Consider the following 17,658-nt stretch of genomic DNA (forward strand, 5'->3'; position numbering starts at 1 on the left):
CTACCGGTCCGCGAGCGCGTCGCGGAGTCCGGCCCGCGTCGAGACGCCGAGCTTGGGGAAGATGCGGTAGAGGTGCGCGCCGACCGTGCGGTGGGACAGGTACAGGCGCTCGGCGATCTGCTTGTTGGTCAACCCGCTCGCCGCCAGCCGGGCGATCTGCAACTCCTGCGCGGTCAGGACGGACGGCCCGGTGGCTTCGTCGGTCGGCCGGTGGCCGGTGGCGCGGATCTCCCGCCGGGCACGCTCAAGCCAAGGCTTGGCGCCCATCGCGGCGAAGCCGTCCTGGGCGGCGAGGAGGTGGTGACGGGCGGGCACGACGGCTCTGGCACGTCGCAGCCCCTCGCCGAGCACGAGCCTGACCCGCGACGCCTCCCACAGCCAGCGCTCCGAGGCGGGCAAAAGGGCCTCCACTCTCTCCAGGCCCTCGCCGAACGCGAGATGCTCAGCGGCCGCCTGGATCAGCGTCATCCGGTCCGACAGCCCGGCCACGTTCGCGGCCCGCATGGCCTCCACATGCGCCCTCGCCTCCCGCACGCGTCCGGTCCGCATCGCCGCCTCGACCAGGTCGAACATCACCCAGGTGCAGTGGGGCACATGCGAGGCGAGCACCCCGGGCGGGCTCATCGCGGAGGCGTGGTGAAAGGCGGACTCGTAGTCACCCTCCCCCAGCGCCGCGAGCGTGCGCGGATGCCGGGCGAACAAGGTCGCGGCCGCCACTCCGCGGGGCAGCGCCCAGTGCGTGATCTCGCCGGCGAGTTCCCGCGCCTCGTCGAACCGGCCTCGCCCGGCGGCGAAGACGGCCCGGTTGTACAAGAAGTACCACCTGAAGAAGGGATACCCCGCGCCGTCGCAGACGCGCTGCCCCTCCGAGGCGAGCTCTTCGCCCTCGTCCCATCGTCCGGAGAGATAGTCGTCCAGACACAGATGCATCAGAGCGCCGAGGTGCCGCCGGGGCGCGCCGCCGTCGCGGCCCTGCCGTACCAGCCTCCACGAGGACGCGCGGCAGTCGCTCAGGCGATCGAGGTAGACGGACGCGGTGCCGATGCGCATGATCCGCGTGGGGTCGCTCTCGTCAGCGAGCGAGGCGAGCACGGCGCGGCTGCGCTCCCGTGCCGCCGCGCCCGTCCGAACCGGGTCGGGGAAGGTCATGCTCGCCAGGGCCAGCACGTCAGGGGCTCTCGGCCGCAGGCGCCGCAGCACCCGGTCGAAGGGCGCCCAGTAGTCCGGGGCGCTGCCGTACCAGCTCAGCAGCATCAAGGTGTGCAGGGCTTCGACGAGCGCTGGGTTGTCGGCCCGGTAGCCATGGTCGCCGGTCTCGATGGCCCCGGCCAGGAGCCGGTGTGCGGTGGCCACGTCGCCTTCGCCGTTGAGCAGCAGGAAGGCGGCGGCGTTCGCGGCATGAAGCGAACCGGCCGCATCCGGTACGGCACGGCGGGCGTCGTCCAGCAGAGTCTTCGCGTCGTCGATCGCGCCACTGGTCTCGGCACCGATGTAGGCGGCCTCGGAGAGCCGGCGGCCCCGACCGGCGTCGGTCTCGCTCAGATCGGCGGCACGCACCAACGCCGCCACCGCGGCGACGGCGTCCCCGCGGAGCATGACGCGATGCGCCGCCTCCTCCAGCAGCGCCGCGACCGACTCGTCCCGGCCGGTGACGGCGTCCGCGAGGTGCCACGCCCTGCGCTCGTGGTCCTGAACAAGAGCCGCTGCCAGGGCGAGATGGGCGTCGCGGCGCTCCTCGTGGGTGGACCTGCCGACGAGGGCCGAGCGGATCAGCGGGTGGCGGAAGATGATGCGCGCTGTGGTGTCGTCCACACTCACGAGCTGCGCCCGCTCGGCCGGAGCCAGACCGGCCAGTCCTTCACCGTCGGTCAAGGCGGTGCGCACGACCCCGACATCGCCGGTGCCCTCGAAGGTCGCCAGCAGAAGCGTCCTGCGCGTGGCCTCCGGCAGTCCCGCGATCCGGGCGGAGAACATCGCCTGAAGCCGTTCACTGAGCGGGACCACCTCGGCGCGCGCCGCCTGCGGCATCCCGGTCGACGTGGCGGGCAGCTCGGCGAGCGCCAGTGGATTGCCTTGAGCGAGGTCGAGCAGGCGCTGCCGGATCAGCGGCGGCAGGCCGGGGCAGCGGGCGTCGACCAGTTGACCGGACGCCTCCTGGTCCAGGGGACGGACCGCCAGCTCGGGCAGGCCACGAAGGTCCAGAAAGGCGGAGGACTCGGTGCGCGTGGCCACGAGCAGGGCGGCCCTGACACCCGGCAGGCGCCGCGCGAGAAAGCCGAGCACTGTGGCGCTGGCGCGGTCGATCCATTGCACGTCGTCGACCAGCAGGACCAGAGGCGTGTCGGCCGCGATCGACTTGATCAGCAGGAGCGCCGCGTTGCACACCAGAAAGGCGTCCGTCGGCGCGCCGACGGCGAACCCGAGCGCCACCGACAGCGCTTCCCGCAGCCCGGGCGGCAACCGCTCGATATCCGCGTGCACCGGGAGAAGCAGCTGGTTGAGTCCGGCGTACGCGATGTCCGCCTCGAACTCCGAGCCGGAGGAACGCAGCACTCGCATGTTCGCGGTGACGGCGAGTTCCGCCGCGGCGGACAGGAGGGCGGACTTCCCGACCCCGGGCTCACCTCGGATCAGGCGCGCCTCCCCTTGGAGACGCGCGCGGTCGAGGAGAACGGACAGCTCCTCCAGCTCAGCTCGGCGGCCGAAGAGTTCATGGGTGGGCACGGATACCTCGCGGTGTCGGCTGCTGCGAGAATACCCGCGCTCCCCCGGCCCACCAGGCGAAAGCGGGATCCGGCAAGCGTTCGCGACGATCGGGCAAATCCGGTCGAGCATCGGGGCTGCCGACGGATCCGGCGAGCCGGCGTGGCAGGGAGATCTTCTGATTTGGCGGGCACCACTCCCTCGTCGGTACGAAACCCACCAGCCGCCTTTATGTTGTAGATCAAATCGATCCGCCCGGGGGCGCAGGGGTGGTGCCCAGTTTCGCGGCTGCCCGGTCGATGCCTTCCCGGCCGAGGGCGTGGCGCATCAGTCACGTGACTGCGCCACACCCCGGCGGGTCACGGCAGCAGGAAGTCCAGCAGGAGCCGGGTCATCTTCTTGGGCTGCTCCTCGAAGATCCAGTGCCCGGAGTCCTTGACCACCACGCCGCGCACGTCGGAGGCATACGAGCGGACCTGGTCGGGCACGAAGGAGCCGAGGCTGTGGTCGGCCCCGACGGCGAGCACGGGCATACGCAGAACCGGGTCGGCCAGCCGCTGGTTGTCGGCGACGTCCTGGCGCAGGGCGCGGAACCAGCCGAAGCTGCCCTGGGTGCTCAGCAGCCGCGCGTATTCGCGCACCGCTCTGGGGTCGGCCGCGCGGTCCTGGTGGACGGCGAGCATCCGGATGAAGCCCCCGATCCATGTCTCCTCTCTCCCGGCGATCATCTGCTCGGGCAGGCCGTTGCGCACGTCGAAGAAGCCGAAGTTCCAGAACCCGGGCCCGGTCGAGGTGAGCGTGGGAAAGGTGAAGATCCTGTCGTCGGGGATGGGCGCCTCGCTCAGCACGAGCCGCGCCACCTTGTCCTGGTGCCGGGCGGCGTAGGCGTAGGCGACCATGGTGCCGATGTCGTGGCCGACGAGGTTGATGTCGTGGTCGAGGCCGAGGCGGGTGAGAAGGGCTTCGAGGTCGGCGGCCATGGTGCGCTTGTCGTAGCCGCCGCGTGTCACGCTCGATCCGCCCGCGCCGCGCAGGTCGGGCGCGACGACGGTGAAGTGTTCGGCGAGGGCCGGCAGGATCGCGCGCCATTCGTACCAGGTCTCGGGGTAGCCGTGCAGGAGCACGAGCGTGGGCCCGCGCCCGCCGCGCACGTAGTTGACGTCGATGCCGTTGACGTGGGCTTTCCGTTCGTGGAAGCCGGGCGGCACCCTCGGTTCGGCGGCGGCCCCGGCGGCCGGGGCGACGGCGACGACGGCGAGCAGGGCGAGGGCGATCAGGAGGAAGCGTCTCATGCCGGGCACGGTAAGCAGCCGTTCCCGGCTCGCGCGTCAGTCGGACGACTGCAGCTCGGTCCGTGAGGTGATGCCGAGCTTGGGGAAGATCCGGTAGAGGTGCGCGCCGACGGTGCGGTGCGAGAGGTAGAGCCGTTCGCCGATCTCGCGGTTGGTGAGCCCACGCGCGGCGAGCTGCACGATCTGCAGTTCCTGCGCGGTCAGAACATCGCGTGCGGCGGGTGAGCGCTGCTCGATCTTCTCTCCCGACGCGCGCAGTTCCCGGCGCGCCCGATCCCCCCAGGCGACCGCCCCGAGGGCGTCGAAGGCGTCGCGTGCCGAGCGCAGCAGGGCCCGCGCCTCGACCGCGCGCCGCCGTCGCCGCAGCCACGACCCGAAGGCGAGCTGGACCTGCGCCCGCGCGAAGGGCGGCTCTGCGGCCAGGGCGTCCCGGAACAGCGGTTCCGGGACGGCGGACAGCAGCGCCCGGGCGAGACGGAGCCCTGAGTGCAACGCGGGCGAGGAGGTCACCAGGGCGAGCTCTTCCATCTCGGCCACGATCCCCTGCGCGTCTTTGACATCTCCGCCGCGCACGGCGGCGTCGGCCAGCAGCCCGACCGCGTGGCAGCGGATCGAGGGATGGAAGCTCGGATCGGCCGGATCGTGCATCCTGGCCAAATGACCGTACGCCTCGGCGTACTGTCCCTCGGCCAGGCAGACGAGCCCACGCGCCAGTTGCACGGTGGCGAGCACAGGCCGCACCCCGGCCGCGAGACTCTCCCGTTCGGCCTCGGCGGCGACCGCCAGGGCCCGGTCGCGCTCGCCGCGCAGCGCCTCCAGAACGGCCAGAGCGCACAGCGCGGTCCCGCGCATCTGCGGCTGCCCGGTCTCGATCGCCAGCTCCTCCGCCTCGCGCGCCGCAGGAAGACCCACGTCGAGATCGGCGAGGAGCGCGGCGCTCCAGGCCTGCGCGCAGCGGGCGCGAGCCAGCACCTGGAGCCGTCCTTGCGCGCGAAGGCCGCTCAGCGCGGTCGTCGACAGGCTCTCGGCCAGGTCGAGCGCGCCGACGAGGACGGCGGCGGTGCCCAGGAAACGGGCGTCGGCCGGGTCGACGACGGGCCGTGAGGTGACCTCGACCAGCCCGGCGATGACGGCGCTCCCCCGCTCGACCGGCGCAGCGTAGGCGAGGATCGCGAGGAGTCTCGGGTCGTGCCGGTCCAGCGGCAGCGACTCGGCGACCCGTACGACCCGCCGCGCCGCCTCCACTCCCGGGACGACCCAGTGGCAGCGCAGCGCCGCGCCCCACAGAATGCGCGCCGCCAGGTCGGGATGGCCCTCTTCGGCGGCGGTCGCGGCGAGGTCGGCCAGCCCGGCGGCGCCGACCGCGGTGTCGTCGGTCCCGTCGCCGAACGAGGCCCTGATCCACAGGACCTGGGTCCGCTGCGCGGGCGTCAGGTCGAGCGGCTCCGTCTGGCGCAGCAGCCGCGCCACGACGTCCCGGTTGCCCAGTTCGACGGCGATGTCGGCGGCTCCGAGCAACCGGTCGGCACGAATCTGCGGGTCGGCGCTCAGCCGGGCCGAACGCTCCAGCGCGCTGACCGCCGTGTTCGGCGCGCCGCGCTGCCTGGCCCGCCAGGCCATCTCGGCGAGGGCCGCCGCGAGGCCGGCGTCGGGGCGGGAGCTGGCCGCCGCCAGGTGCCACAGGAGCCGGTCCTCCGCTCCGGCGACGCCGGTGAGCGCCCTGGCGACCGCGGCGTGCGCGCCTTGCCGTTCGGTACGGCCGGCCGCCTGGTAAATGGCCGAGCGCAGGAGCGGATGCCGGAAGGCCACCCGCCCGTCGTGCGCGGTGAGCAGCCCCGCGGCGGGAGCCAGATCCCGTTCGTCGGCGGCCTCGGCGGCGGTGAGCGTCTCGTCGAGCGAGTCGCCGTCGTTGACCGCCGCGATCAGCAGCAGCGCGCGAGTGCCGGCGGGCAGCATCGCCACCTGCGAACCGAAGGCGTGCTCCAGCCGGGTGGTGAGCGGCAGCCAGGAGGTGTCGAGCAGGGCGTCGCCGTCGAGATCGTGCCAGGCTTTCGGCAGCTCGATCAGAGCGAGCGGGTTCCCGGCGGCCTCGCGCAGCACCCGGGCGGACGTCTTCGCGCCGAGCCCGGGAGCGCTCCGCTGGAGCAGCCCTTCCGCCGCCTCGGGTTCGAGCGCGGCGAGCGGCAGTTCGGGCAGGCCGGTGCCGGTGAGCCCGTCGCGGACGCCGGCCAGCATCACCACGGGCTCCGACTCGATCCGCCGCGCCACGAACAGCAGCACTTGCGCGCTCGATTCGTCGAGCCAGTGCGCGTCGTCCACCACCAGCACCACGGGCCGGTCGGCGGCGGCGTCGGACAACAGGTTCAGCGTCGCCAGTGCGACCAGGTAGAGATCGGGGGCCGCGACCTGGGTCGCGCCGAAGGCGGCGAGGAGCGCCTCCTGCTGCGGCCTCGCCAGCGCGGCCGCCCTCGGCAGCAGTGGATGCAGGATCTGGTGCAGCCCGGCGAACGGCAGCCGGGCCTCCGACCGCACCCCCGAACCGGCCAGCACTTTGAGCCCCCGCTCGGCGGCGACCGACGCCGACCACCGCAGCAGCGCCGATTTCCCGATCCCCGCGGGCCCCCTGACGACCAGCGCCCCGCCGTGCTCGCGCACCTGGTCGATCAGCCGCGCCACTCTGCCGGTCTCGCTGTCGCGCCCGACCAGGTGAGGTCTGGCCTCATGTAACGGCATGGCTCATTATGTGCCCTTGGACGGGGAGGCGAGGGCATCGCATGCTGATGGGCAGAGAGGCCGAGACGCGGACGCTCACCGAGTTCGCCGCACAGGTCCGGGCCGGTCGGGGCGGCACGCTCGTGCTGGAGGGCGAGGTCGGCGTCGGCAAGTCGCGGCTGCTCGACGTGGCGGCCGGGCTGTGCGCCGAGCTGACCGTGATCAGGGTGGCCGGGGTCGAGGCGGAGCTGCCGCTGACCTTCGCCGGGCTGCACCGGGTGCTCGCGCCGCTGCCGCCTCGGCTGGAGCTGCTGCCGGGGCCGCAGGCGGAGGCGTTGCGGGTGGCGTTCGGCCTGGTCGCGGGGTCGCCGCCGGACCGCTTCCTGGTCGGCCTGGCCACGCTGGGGCTGCTGACGGCGCTCGCGGCGGAGCGGCCGCTGCTGTGCGTGGTGGACGACGTCCACTGGCTGGATCGCGAGTCGGTCGAGGTGCTGGCGTTCGTGGCGCGCCGGCTCGGGGCGGAGCCGCTCGGGATGCTGCTGTCCACCCGCGAGCCCGTGCCCGCGCTGGACTCCTTTCCCGTGCTCGCGGTGCGGGGGCTCGCTGCCCCAGAGGCGCGCGGCTTGCTGGCGTCGGCCGCGCACAGCCCGCTGGACGACGGCGTCGCGGAGGTGCTCGCCGACGAGACCGAGGGCAACCCGCTGGCCTTGCTCACCCTCGCGGCCGGGCTGTCGCCGCAGCAGCTCGCCGGGCACACGCCGCTGCCCGCGCCGCTGCCGCTCGGCCCCCGGTTACGCGCCTACCTGCTGGAGCGGGTCAGGGCGCTGCCGCTGCCGACGCAGTCGCTGCTGCTGGTCGCCGCGTGCGCGCCGCCGCACGATCAGAGCCTGCTGTGGCGGGCCGCCGCGCTCCTCGGGCTCTCGCCCGCCGACGCCGACGCCGCCGTCGAGGAGGGCATCTTGCATGTCAACGACCTGCTCTCCGGGACCGTCGCCTTTCACCACCCGCTCGCCAGGTCCGCGGTGTACGGCGCGGCCCACCTGGCCGACCGGCGGCGCGTCCACCTCGCCCTGGCCCGGGCCAGCACAGCCGTACAGGATGAGGACACCCGCGCCTGGCATCAGGCGGCGGCGACCGCGGGCCCGGAGGAGGCGGTGGCCGCCGATCTGGAGCGAGCGGCCGAGCGGGCCAGGACACGCGGCGGCTACAGCGCGCAGGCGCGGTTCCTCGCCAAGGCGGCCGAGCTGAGCCCCGATCCGGCCGGGCGGGACCGCAGGCTGCTGGCCGCGGCGGCGGCCTCGCTGACGGCGGGAGACGCCGGGGCGGCTGGTCGCCTGGTGGAGCGCGCGCTGCCCGGCCTGTCCACGCCGGTCCCGCGCGCGGTCGCGCAACGAATCAAGGCCCGCATCGAGACGGCGCGCGAACGGCCCGCTCACGCCCCCGCGCTCCTGCTCGCCGCCGTAGCAACCGTGGGCGATCAGGACGAGAAGCTGGCGCGGCTGATGGCCAGAGAGGCGATGGAGGCGGCGCTGATCTCCCGCGAGCACACCGCGGGCGTCACCTTGGAGGAGGTGGCCGACGCGGTGCTGGCCGTACGGCCGGTCTCCGAGGTGGACCTGCTGGTGCAGGCGGCGGCGACCCGGGTGCGGTCGGGGTTCCTGGCGGCGGTGCCCGGCATGAAGCGGGCGGTCGCGGCGCTGGCGGGCGACGCCGAGATCACCGAGGAGGGCATGCCGGTCGCGATCGTCGGCAGCTACAGCGCCGACGACCTGTGGGACGAGCGCGCGCGCCGCGCCCTGCTCGCCAGGATCGAGCGCTTCGACCGCGACAACGGCGCGCTCAGCGCCCTCAAGGTCACCCTGGTCTGCCAGGCGACGGGCGAGGTGTGGGCGGGCCGCTTCCACCGGGCGCAGGCGCGGCTCGCCGAGATCGCCGACCTCGACTCCGTGACCGGCGAGCTCGGCAAGGGCCCGGCCTGGGAGATCGAGCTACTGGCCTGGCAGGGCTCCGCCGACCTCACCCGGCAGACCGCGACCCTGCTGACCGAGACCCTGGCCAGGCGCAACGGCCTGGCCGCGACGGCGGACCAGGCCGCGGTGGCGATGACCGTCCTCGAACTCAGCCTCGGCAACTATCGCCAGGCCCTGAGCTGGGCCAAGCCGCTTTTCGACAGCGATCCCATCGGGCACGGCAACCGCGCGCTCGCCGACCTCGTCGAGGCGGCCGGGCGGGCAGGGGAGCCCGAGGTCGCGGAAGCCGGCCTGGCACGGCTGACCGAACGGGCCGTCGCCGCCGGGACACCCTGGGCGCTCGGGCTGCTCGCGCGCGCCAGAGCGCTCGTGACCGGCGAGGAGTCCTGCTACCTGGAGGCCGTCGACCGGTTCGCGGTCACCGACCTGGCCACCGAGCGGGCCAGAACCCAGCTCCTGTACGGCGAATGGCTGCGCCGCCGCAAGCAACGCGCCGAGGCCCGGACGCGGTTGCGGACCGCGTACGAGATGTTCACCGCGATGGGCGCGACGCTCTTCGCCGACCGGGCCAGAGTCGAACTCGCCGCCGCCGGAGAGCACGTGACCCCTCGGGTCGGCGCGCCGCCCGACCCGCTGACCACGCAGGAGGCGCAGATCGCCGCCCTCGCCGCAGAGGGGGCGACCAACGCCGAGATCGCGGCGCGTCTCTACCTGACGAGCTCGACGGTCGAGTACCACCTGACGAAGATCTTCAGGAAGCTGCGCCTGACCTCGCGCCGCCAGCTCCGCGGACTGGGGGGTTTCCCTGATTCGCCCGCCCCTCGTCCGGGAGTCTGATGGCGGCATGGTCATCTTCATTCACGGGCTGTGGCTGCACGCCACGTCATGGGAGTCCTGGATCACGTTCTTCGGCGAGCACGGGTACGAGGCGCAGGCCCCCGGCTGGCCCGGCGACCACGCCACCGTAGAGGCGACCCGCGCCGACCCCGACGGGCTGGCGGGACATGGCATCGACGACGTCGTCGAGCACTACGCCGCGATCATCTCGGCCCTGCCGGAACGGCCCATCCTCATCGGGCACTCCTTCGGCGGGATGATCGCGCAGAAGCTGCTCGGCATGGACCTCGCCGCCGCGGCGGTCGCCATCGACGCCGCCCAGATCAAGGGGGTACTGCCGGTGCCGCTGAGCGCGCTGCGCTCGGCTTTCCCGGTCTTCAAGAACCCGGCGAACGCGCACCGGTCGGTGTCGCTGACCGCCGAACAGTTCAGGTACGCCTTCGGCAACGCGATCACCGAGGAGGAGTCCGACGCGCTCCACGCGAAGTGGTCGATCCCCGCCCCCGGCAAGCCGCTGTTCGAGGCGGCGGCGGCCAACTTCAACCCGCACTCCCCCGCCAAGGTCGACACCAGCAACCAGAACCGGGGCCCGCTCCTGCTCATGACCGGAGGTCGCGACCACACCGTGCCCGAGGCGGTGACCAAGTCGACGCTCAAGCAGTACCGTCACTCCAGCGCGGTCACCGACTTCATGGAGTTCCCCGACCGGGCGCACTCGCTGACCATCGACAGCGGCTGGCGCGAGATCGCCGAAGCCGCCCTGGCCTGGTTGAAGAACCAGGGCCTCTGACTCACTCCGTCCCGCGATCGGCGGGCTGGGCCAGGTGCGCGCGCAACGCCGCGACCAGCTCACCCGCCGCCGCCACCTGCTGCGGCGTCAGCGCGTCCACGAACAGCTCGCGTACGGCACGCAGATGCGGCACGGTCGCTCCGTGGAAGGCCGACTCCCCGGCGGGAGCCAGGACCACCTCGGCCCCCCGGCTGTCGGTGACGCACTCCTCGCGCGCGATCAGTCCCCGTTTCTCCATCCGCCCGAGATGGTGCGAGAGCCGGCTGCGCTCCCAGTGGATGCGCGCGGCGAGGTCGGAGGAGCGCATCCGATGGCCTTCCGCCTCGCTCAGGGCGAGCAGCACGGCGTAGTCGCCGGGCGACAGCGCCGAGTCGCTCTGCAGCCGCGCGGAGATCGCCGCCCGCAGAGCCTCGGCCGTCTCGATGTAGTCACGCCATACCCGCAGCTCATCGGCTGTGGGCAGGGTCCGCGTACGGGCCATCTCGTCCTCCTGGTTGACATGTCAATCACATCATACATAATTGACATGTCAATCAAATGAGAGAGCGAGGCCCGTCATGTCTGATCTCGTGTTCGGCCTGGACACCTTCGGCGATCTGCCGGAGAACGACCGCGGCGAGCTGATGACCCACCCCGAGGCGATCCGGCAGGTCCTCGACGAGGCCGTGCTGGCCGACCGGCTCGGCGTCGACGTCATCGCGCTGGGCGAGCACCACCGGCCGGAGTACGCCATCTCCTCGCCGGAGACGGTGCTGGCCGGCATCGCGACGCGCACCGAGCGGATCCGGCTGTCCTCGGGCGTCACCGTCCTGAGCTCCGACGACCCGGTCCGGGTGTTCCAGCGCTTCGCCACCGTCGACGCGCTCTCCGACGGCCGCGCCGAGGTCATCCTCGGCCGGGGGTCGTTCACCGAGTCGTTCCCACTGTTCGGCTACGACCTGACCGACTACGACGAGCTGTTCGAGGAGAAGCTCGACCTGTTCGCGAAGCTGCGGGACGAGCGGCCCGTCACCTGGAGCGGACGGCTGCGGCCCGCGCTCGACGACGCCGACGTCTTCCCGAAGACCGCCTCGGGCAGCCTGCCCACCTGGGTCGGCGTCGGCGGCTCGCCGCAGTCGGTCATCCGGACCGCCCGGTACGGCCTGCCGCTCATGCTGGCCATCATCGGCGGACCCGCCCAGCGCTTCGCGCCCTACCTGGAGCTGTACCGCCGCGCCGCCGAACAGCTCGGCACCACCGCGCACCCGGTCGGCATGCACTCGCCCGGCTTCGTCGCCGACACCGACGAGGAGGCCAGGGAGCTGTTCTGGCCGCGCTACCGCGAGCAGCGCGACCGGATCGGCGCGCTGCGCGGCTGGCAGCCGATCCGCCGCGAGGAGTACGACGCCGAGATCGAGCACGGATCGCTCTACATCGGCTCCCCGGACACTGTCGCCCGCAAGATCGCCGGGGCGGTCTCCACGCTCGGCGTCGGCCGCTTCGACCTCATCTACACCGTGGGATCGCAGCCCGCGAGCGCCCGCCTGCGGGCGGTCGAGCTCTACGGCTCCAAGGTGATCCCGATGGTCCGCGACCTGCTCGGCGGGAGCGAGCGGTGAACGAGACCATCGCTGTGCTGGGCGCGGGCAAGGTCGGCACCGTCCTGGCCAGGCTCGCGCTGGCCGCCGGCTACAAGGTGCTCATCGCCGGGTCCGGCGACCCGGCGAAGATCGCCCTCACCGCCGAGATTCTGGCCCCCGGCGCGGTCGCCACCACGGCGGCCGACGCCGCGGCGCGGGCCGACCTCGTCATCCTGGCCCTGCCGCTCGGCAAGTACCGCTCGATCCCGGCGGCTGAACTACGCGGCAAGCTCGTCGTCGACGCCATGAACTACTGGTGGGAGGCGGACGGCGTCCGCCCCGACCTCGCCACCTCCACCAGCGAGATCGTGCAGACGTTCCTGCCCGGCTCCCGCGTGGTGAAGGCCTTCAACCACCTCGGCTACCACGACCTGGAGAACGAGTCCCGCCCGCCCGGCAGCCCCGGACGCAAGGCCATCGCCCTCGCGGGCGACCGCCCAGCCGACCTCGACGCCGTCGCCGCCCTCGTCGACGCCCTCGGCTTCGACCCCGTCGTGGCGGGGTCCCTGGCCCAAGGCGTCCGCTTCGAGCCCGGCACCACGCTCTTCGGCGCGAACGTGGACGCCGCCGAGGTGCGGGCCAGGTTGGCCACATCAGACGATCATGGACACCAGGGTTGAGACGAGTTCATCGGCCGTGGTGTGCCATTTGTCCGCCGTCAGGTGCCCGCTGACCTCCATGTCGGTGATCCCGTGCACGCTGGTGAGCAGCAGCGCGGCGACGGGACGGGCGCGCTCCGCGCCGATCAGTTCCCCGACGAGGGCGAGCAAGCCGTCCATGGCGCGGTCGGCTGCCCGGGTCGCCGCCCGGATCGCGGCCTCGTCGCCGGCCGGGGCAGCGAACATCAGCCGGTAGAGATGCGGCCGGCTTCGGCCGATCGCCATCAGCGCGAACAGGGCACGCTCCAGCCGCTCGGCCGGGGACAGGCGCGGCTCGGCCTGTACAGCTCGCACCTGGTCCGCGAGCCGGTCCAGGGCCTCGGCGGCGACAGTGGTCAGCAGGCTGTCCTTGTCGGGGAAGTGCCGGTAGGGCGCACCGCGGGTGACTCCGGCACGCGCCCCGACCTCGCGCAACGTCACCGCGTCAGGACCACCGGCGTCCAGCAGGTCGGCCGCCGCGTCCAGCAGAGCGCGGCGCGTCATGGCGGCGGATTCCACACGGCTGATCACAGCGATCACCTTACCGTTGACACTGTCATCTGAATTGCCTAGCGTCATTCAGGTGACAATGTCATCTGAAGAGTACGTCGTCGTGACCGGCGCCTCGACCGGGATCGGCGCGGCCTCCGCCCACGAGCTGGCCCGGTTGGGGTTTCACGTCCTGGCCGGCGTCCGCCGAGACCGGGACGCCGACGCCCTCCGCGCTCCGGGTGTCGAGCCGGTCATCCTCGACATCACCGAGTCCCGCCACATCGCCGACCTGGCCGCCCGCGTCAGCGCCCAAGCAGGTGCGCTGCGGGCGTTGGTGAACAACGCCGCCGTCTCCGTCAACGCCCCGGTCGAGACGCTGCCGCTCGCGGAATGGCGCAGGTTGTTCGAGGTCAACCTGTTCGGGCACGTCGCCGTCACCCAGGCGCTGCTGCCCGCTCTGCTTCGGCACGCCGGTCGCGTGGTCAACGTCAGCTCAGTCGGCGGGAAGGTCGCGATGGCCACTTTCGGCCCCTACGCGGGAACGAAGTTCGCCTTGGAGGCGGTCAGTGACGCGCTGCGCCGGGAAGTCGCGCCACTGGGCGTGCGGGTGGTGGTCGTCGAGCCGGGCGGGATCCGGACGGAGATGGCCGACCGGGGCATCGCCACCACAAGCCGTTTGGCCGAGGCCATGACGCCGCAGCAAAAGGCGCGCTATGGGGCGCTGGTCCAGGCAGTCGTGTCGCTGACCGCCGCAGGCACCGCGGGTGGCAGATCCCCTGAAGATGCCGCCCGCGTGATCGCCAAGGCCGTGACAGCGAGCAGGCCCAAGACCCGCTACACCATCGGTCGCGACGCGGCCCTGCTCACCCGGCTGGCACGGATTCTGCCCGACCGGATGCTGGACCGCGTCGCGGCGGCGGCTCTCCGCGGTCACTGGGTGACGTCCACCAGAACCCAGGTCGGTACGGCGGAGCCCGGCTCGTAGTGACGGACTGAGAGCTGCTCCTGGCCCGGTTCCGGCGGGGTCAGGTAAAGGCGTTCCGTGGCGCTCGTGTGGTTGCTGAGGAAGACGCCGCCCGAGCCGTCGGGCGTCTGGCACCACAGGTAGCTGTCATCGGTGGCGTTGAACGGGCTCATCCAGACCTGGCCTTGGCCGCTGGAGTGGACGTATTTCTGGTTGTAGACCAGGTAGGAGCAGTCGTCGTCGCCGGTCCTGCCCGCCGGGATGGTGATGAAGCGCTGCTGAGGGTCGTCGTGGTCGGGGGTGAGGATCACCTCGTCGTCGAAGGAGTCGGCCTCCAGGGCCAAGGTGGGGTCAATCGAACCGCGCAGGAGGACCTCGTTGACGGCGCCCGCAGTACCGGACGCCTGGAGGAACCAATGCTGAGCGGCCGAGCCGTCGAAGTCGCGGGCGGCCAGTTCGCCGCCGCCGGCAGGGGCGGTGAGGACTTGGCCGGTGGCGAAGTTCTGCAGGGTCCAGGTGCCGTCGCCCTGGTAGGCGGGGCGCCAGAGCTGGTCCGTCGCCTCGTTGGGCCACAGGACGATGCGGGCGTCGCGGGCGCCGCCCTCCTGGCCCAGGTAGCGGCCATTCCACGGATTGCCGGCGATCAGGCGATAGTAGCCGTCGAACTCGGCGTCGCGGACCAGGCGGAAGGTCTGCGTCGGGAGCTGAGCCGTACGGGATTGGTCGGTGACGACGTGGCTGCCGCTGCCGCTGCCGCCGGAGGGTCCGGCCACGTTGGTGGTGCCGGCGTTGCGGAGCACCGCCGCGACCGGCGGGATCACCACGGCCTGCGCCGGGGGCGCCGGCGGGTTGACCAGGTGGCTGAGCTGGTAGACGACGGGGTAGTGGTCGGACAGCCGCATCATGTCGGCCCGCTGCCCGCTGACGACGTTGGGGTGCGGCAGGCCGATCGGAACGGCCGCGTAGTCGAGGATGCGGGGCGTGAGGTCCTCGCCGGGCAGCGGCGGCCGGGTCGGGTGGGTCGGGTGCTGCGGAGCGATCACCTGGAACTCCCCCGCGACCGCGGTGGCCAGCGACGGGTCGGGTCCGGTCTGCGGGGCGTGCGGCATGCGGTTGTAGTCGCCGAGCGCGACCCAGGGCAGCGCCGTGCCGTTGGGGCCCGCGTTGGACATCAGGGTGCGGATGTTGCGCAGCAGCTGGGGGTCGTCGCCGCCGCTGCCGGACTGCCCGTGGACGGTGAAGTAGACGACGCCGTCGACGTTGACGCCGAGCGCGGGCCTGCCTCGCGAGCCTTGGTACAGCCCGGCGGGGGCGACGTAGATGTCCTGCGGCTGGACCCGGGTGCGGGTGGCGATGGCCAGGTTGACCCGGCCGGTGGGAGTGGTGGGGTTCTCGTCCGTGTGCAGCCAGTACAGGTAGCGGGGCCGGCTGGCCGTGCCACCGTACTCGAACTCCTCGACATCGGGTGAGGAGCCGTCCCACTGGTAGAACACGTTCTGTGGGGTGCTGCTCAGGTGGACGGCGCTGGCGGGCGGAGCGCCGGCCTCCTGCAGCAGGGCGACGGTCGCCCCGCTCTGCGTCATGAGCTGGTTGAGGCCGAGCGTGTACTTGTTCTCGTACGATCCGCCGCCCGTGGTGCCCGTGCCCTGCATGTTCCAGGTGATGACGTTGCGGCGGTTGTTCGAGCGCGGGTCGATCTCGCCGCCGGCGTCGCGCAGGAAGAGCGAGTTCTGGCCGCCGGGGTCGAGAGTGGCGACGCCCTGGCCGACGTAGTCGAGGGTCTCGCGCCCGGTCCAGTCGGGGATGGCCGCGCCGGCCTGGCTGAGCGGCTTGAAGCGCTGCGGGGCGGCGCTGTCGGAGCCGAACTGGTAGACGGTGCCGGTGGCGTAAGGGGTGTAGGTCTCGTACGGCCCGCCGGGTGCGGCCTGCTTGATCAGAGTGTTGCGGTAGAACACGTTCTGCGGCCCGGACGAGCCCGACCATTTGGCCGCCTTGGGCCCGGCGGCCCACCAGATCGGCCACCAGGTGCCGTCGTCGATCTCGCCGCCTTCGCCGCCGCAGTTGGTCTGGCAGTTGCCCGACCGGTGCTCGTACGGCACGCGCACGGTGTTGGCCTCGAAGAGGTTGTTGTGCTCCCAGCCGCCGTGCAGGTTGAGGTCGGAGTCGAGGTCGTTGCGGAAGGCGACGTTGCCGGACGCCGACCATTGGAAGGTGAGGTGGCGCAGGTTGCGGCTCAGGTTGTAGGCCCACAGCGAGTCCCACACCCGGCTGCCGCGCAGGTAGCCGTTGCCGCCCTTGCCCTTGTTCCAGGCGCCGTCGAAGCTGTTGCGTTCGATCTGGAGGTTGCGGGCGTTCTCGGTGACGATCGGGTGCGAGCCGGTCATGGTGGCGGACAGGCCGCGGGCCCAGCTGTTGGCGGCCCATTTGAAGACGATGCCGTGCATGGCGTACTCGGGGGCCATGTTGCCGTAGTTGTGCACGGCCTGCTCGGGGGTGAGCTGGTAGGTGCCGCCGACGAGTTTCGGCAGGCCGTTCAGGTCCTGGGTGAACGAGAAGTTCTCGAACCCGACGCCCTGGACGACCTTCAGCGGGGTGACCTTGCTGGCGTACGGAGTATCGCCGAGCGGGGTGGAGCCGTCGGAGGTGGAGTCGACCGGCAGGTCCCATTCCAGCGGCCGGTCCAGGGTGATCGTCTTGGCGGTGGCGTCGAGGCCGATGACGCGGAACATCTGCTGACGCATGTGGAGGTTCTCCATCTGCGTCCGGTCGGTGACCCCCTGTTGGGCGTAGAAGCCGAGGCTGTTGGCCGCGCCCACCCACACGTAGCCGCCGAGGGCGAACTTGGTCATGGCGGCGTTCGAGACGAGTTGGATGACGGTGTCGCCCTGCCTCGCGGCGTAGCCGGTGTCGCCGTTGCTGGTGGCGACCTTGATCCCGGAGACCCAGTGCTGGTTGACACTGCCTTCGAAGAGGTCCTTGCGGTTGGCCGGGGCGGCCGCCCAGTCGTCCTGGTAGCGGGTGGCGATCTCGCGGGTCTGCACCTTGAACAGGCCCCGGCCCGGCCAGATCCAGCCGCCGGTGCCGGTGTCGCTCCCGGTGCCGGCGGTCATGGAGTCCTGGTCCCAGCGGCCGTTGACCAGGGTGTCGTAGCGGGTGTTCAGATCCGGGCGAAAGACCAGGTCGGTGCCGTTCTGGCCGCGCAGGATCAGGAAACTCGCGTCGACATATATCTGCCGGGAGACGTCCAGGCGGCCGGCGGGCAGTGTGATCAGCGACAGCCGGTGGTAGTTGGCGTTCGGCGAGCACTGGGCCTTGATGGCGTCGATCGCGTTCTGCAGGCCGGTGGTGTCGTCGATCCCGTCGTCCGGGGTCACCTGGTAGGTGGAGGCGAGCTGGGCCGGGGTGATGCGGCAGGAGGCGTCGCCGGTCACGTCGCCGTCGCCGGGCAACGGCTGACCGCTGCGGTAGCCGACCCGCGACCAGTCGGGCAGCCCGGTGGGCGGGGCCGTACGGTTGGCGGCGCTGAGCTCAGGCCCCTGCGCGCCCGGGCCGGCGGTCACAACGGGCGGCGGGTCGGCGGCGGCGGGCGCCGCCAGACCCACGAGGAGCAGCAGGACGACGAGGAGGATACGCATGGCCGG

The 17,658-nt window shown here is 72.2% G+C and carries 11 protein-coding genes; 5 read left to right on the forward strand and 6 right to left on the reverse strand.

Translation table 11 applies throughout. The annotated features are described in order from the left end of the window. From AB0395_RS06405 to AB0395_RS06415, 3 genes are all read right to left on the reverse strand, one after another. Positions 1-2,724: an AAA family ATPase gene (locus AB0395_RS06405; protein WP_366277625.1), complete on the reverse strand. Its 2,724-nt coding sequence runs from the start codon at positions 2,722-2,724 to the stop codon at positions 1-3. A 338-nt stretch (positions 2,725-3,062) separates the two neighbouring features. Then, entirely contained in the window at positions 3,063-3,995 is a 933-nt protein-coding gene (locus AB0395_RS06410; protein WP_366277626.1) for an alpha/beta hydrolase, read from the reverse strand. A gap of 36 nt (positions 3,996-4,031) precedes the next feature. After that, on the reverse strand, positions 4,032-6,728 hold the full coding sequence (locus tag AB0395_RS06415; RefSeq protein WP_366277627.1) for an AAA family ATPase: 2,697 nt from the start codon (positions 6,726-6,728) through the stop codon (positions 4,032-4,034). A gap of 41 nt (positions 6,729-6,769) precedes the next feature. Here AB0395_RS06415 and AB0395_RS06420 point away from each other — a divergent pair, with 41 nt between their 5' ends. Continuing rightward, on the forward strand, positions 6,770-9,514 hold the full coding sequence (locus AB0395_RS06420; protein ID WP_366277629.1) for an AAA family ATPase: 2,745 nt from the start codon (positions 6,770-6,772) through the stop codon (positions 9,512-9,514). A 7-nt stretch (positions 9,515-9,521) separates the two neighbouring features. Next, the gene (locus AB0395_RS06425) at positions 9,522-10,304 is read left to right on the forward strand and encodes an alpha/beta hydrolase (RefSeq protein ID WP_366277630.1); all 783 of its coding nucleotides are present in this window, start codon (positions 9,522-9,524) and stop codon (positions 10,302-10,304) included. 1 nt (position 10,305) lies between these two features. On the opposite strand, the gene AB0395_RS06430 is transcribed toward AB0395_RS06425, so the two are convergent. Next, positions 10,306-10,785, reverse strand: coding sequence for a MarR family transcriptional regulator (locus AB0395_RS06430; protein WP_366277631.1), 480 nt, complete (start codon positions 10,783-10,785; stop codon positions 10,306-10,308). A gap of 76 nt (positions 10,786-10,861) precedes the next feature. Between AB0395_RS06430 and AB0395_RS06435 the strand changes: the two genes are divergently transcribed. Next, the gene (locus AB0395_RS06435) at positions 10,862-11,902 is read left to right on the forward strand and encodes an LLM class flavin-dependent oxidoreductase (RefSeq protein ID WP_366277633.1); all 1,041 of its coding nucleotides are present in this window, start codon (positions 10,862-10,864) and stop codon (positions 11,900-11,902) included. Beyond that, complete coding sequence (locus AB0395_RS06440) at positions 11,899-12,543, forward strand: NAD(P)-binding domain-containing protein (RefSeq protein ID WP_366277635.1); 645 nt, start codon at positions 11,899-11,901, stop codon at positions 12,541-12,543. The genes AB0395_RS06435 and AB0395_RS06440 overlap by 4 nt, the downstream gene beginning before the upstream one ends. Here the strand turns inward: AB0395_RS06440 and AB0395_RS06445 are convergent. Beyond that, entirely contained in the window at positions 12,517-13,092 is a 576-nt protein-coding gene (locus tag AB0395_RS06445) for a TetR/AcrR family transcriptional regulator (protein ID WP_366277636.1), read from the reverse strand. The two genes, AB0395_RS06440 and AB0395_RS06445, sit on opposite strands and share 27 nt — an antisense overlap. A gap of 58 nt (positions 13,093-13,150) precedes the next feature. Here AB0395_RS06445 and AB0395_RS06450 point away from each other — a divergent pair, with 58 nt between their 5' ends. Continuing rightward, positions 13,151-14,038, forward strand: a complete 888-nt coding sequence (locus AB0395_RS06450) for an SDR family oxidoreductase (protein WP_366277858.1) — start codon at positions 13,151-13,153, stop codon at positions 14,036-14,038. Here AB0395_RS06450 and AB0395_RS06455 read toward each other — a convergent pair. Beyond that, a complete protein-coding gene (locus AB0395_RS06455; RefSeq protein ID WP_366277638.1) occupies positions 13,984-17,652 on the reverse strand; it encodes an RICIN domain-containing protein in 3,669 nt (1,222 codons plus the stop codon). The two genes, AB0395_RS06450 and AB0395_RS06455, sit on opposite strands and share 55 nt — an antisense overlap. Positions 17,653-17,658 lie beyond the last annotated feature (6 nt).

It is taken from the genome of Streptosporangium sp. NPDC051023, from assembly GCF_040689595.1.
Taxonomy (GTDB): Bacteria; Actinomycetota; Actinomycetes; order Streptosporangiales; family Streptosporangiaceae; genus Streptosporangium.

Bases quoted from the DNA above. Each gene is read 5' to 3' on its own strand.
- AB0395_RS06435 (WP_366277633.1), top strand. From the start codon at position 10,862: ATGTCTGATCTCGTGTTCGGCCTGGACACCTTCGGCGATCTGCCGGAG.
- AB0395_RS06425 (WP_366277630.1), top strand. From the start codon at position 9,522: ATGGTCATCTTCATTCACGGGCTGTGGCTGCACGCCACGTCATGGGAG.
- AB0395_RS06415 (WP_366277627.1), bottom strand. From the start codon at position 6,728: ATGCCGTTACATGAGGCCAGACCTCACCTGGTCGGGCGCGACAGCGAG.
- AB0395_RS06420 (WP_366277629.1), top strand. From the start codon at position 6,770: ATGCTGATGGGCAGAGAGGCCGAGACGCGGACGCTCACCGAGTTCGCC.
- AB0395_RS06410 (WP_366277626.1), bottom strand. From the start codon at position 3,995: ATGAGACGCTTCCTCCTGATCGCCCTCGCCCTGCTCGCCGTCGTCGCC.
- AB0395_RS06450 (WP_366277858.1), top strand. From the start codon at position 13,151: ATGTCATCTGAAGAGTACGTCGTCGTGACCGGCGCCTCGACCGGGATC.
- AB0395_RS06455 (WP_366277638.1), bottom strand. From the start codon at position 17,652: ATGCGTATCCTCCTCGTCGTCCTGCTGCTCCTCGTGGGTCTGGCGGCG.
- AB0395_RS06430 (WP_366277631.1), bottom strand. From the start codon at position 10,785: ATGGCCCGTACGCGGACCCTGCCCACAGCCGATGAGCTGCGGGTATGG.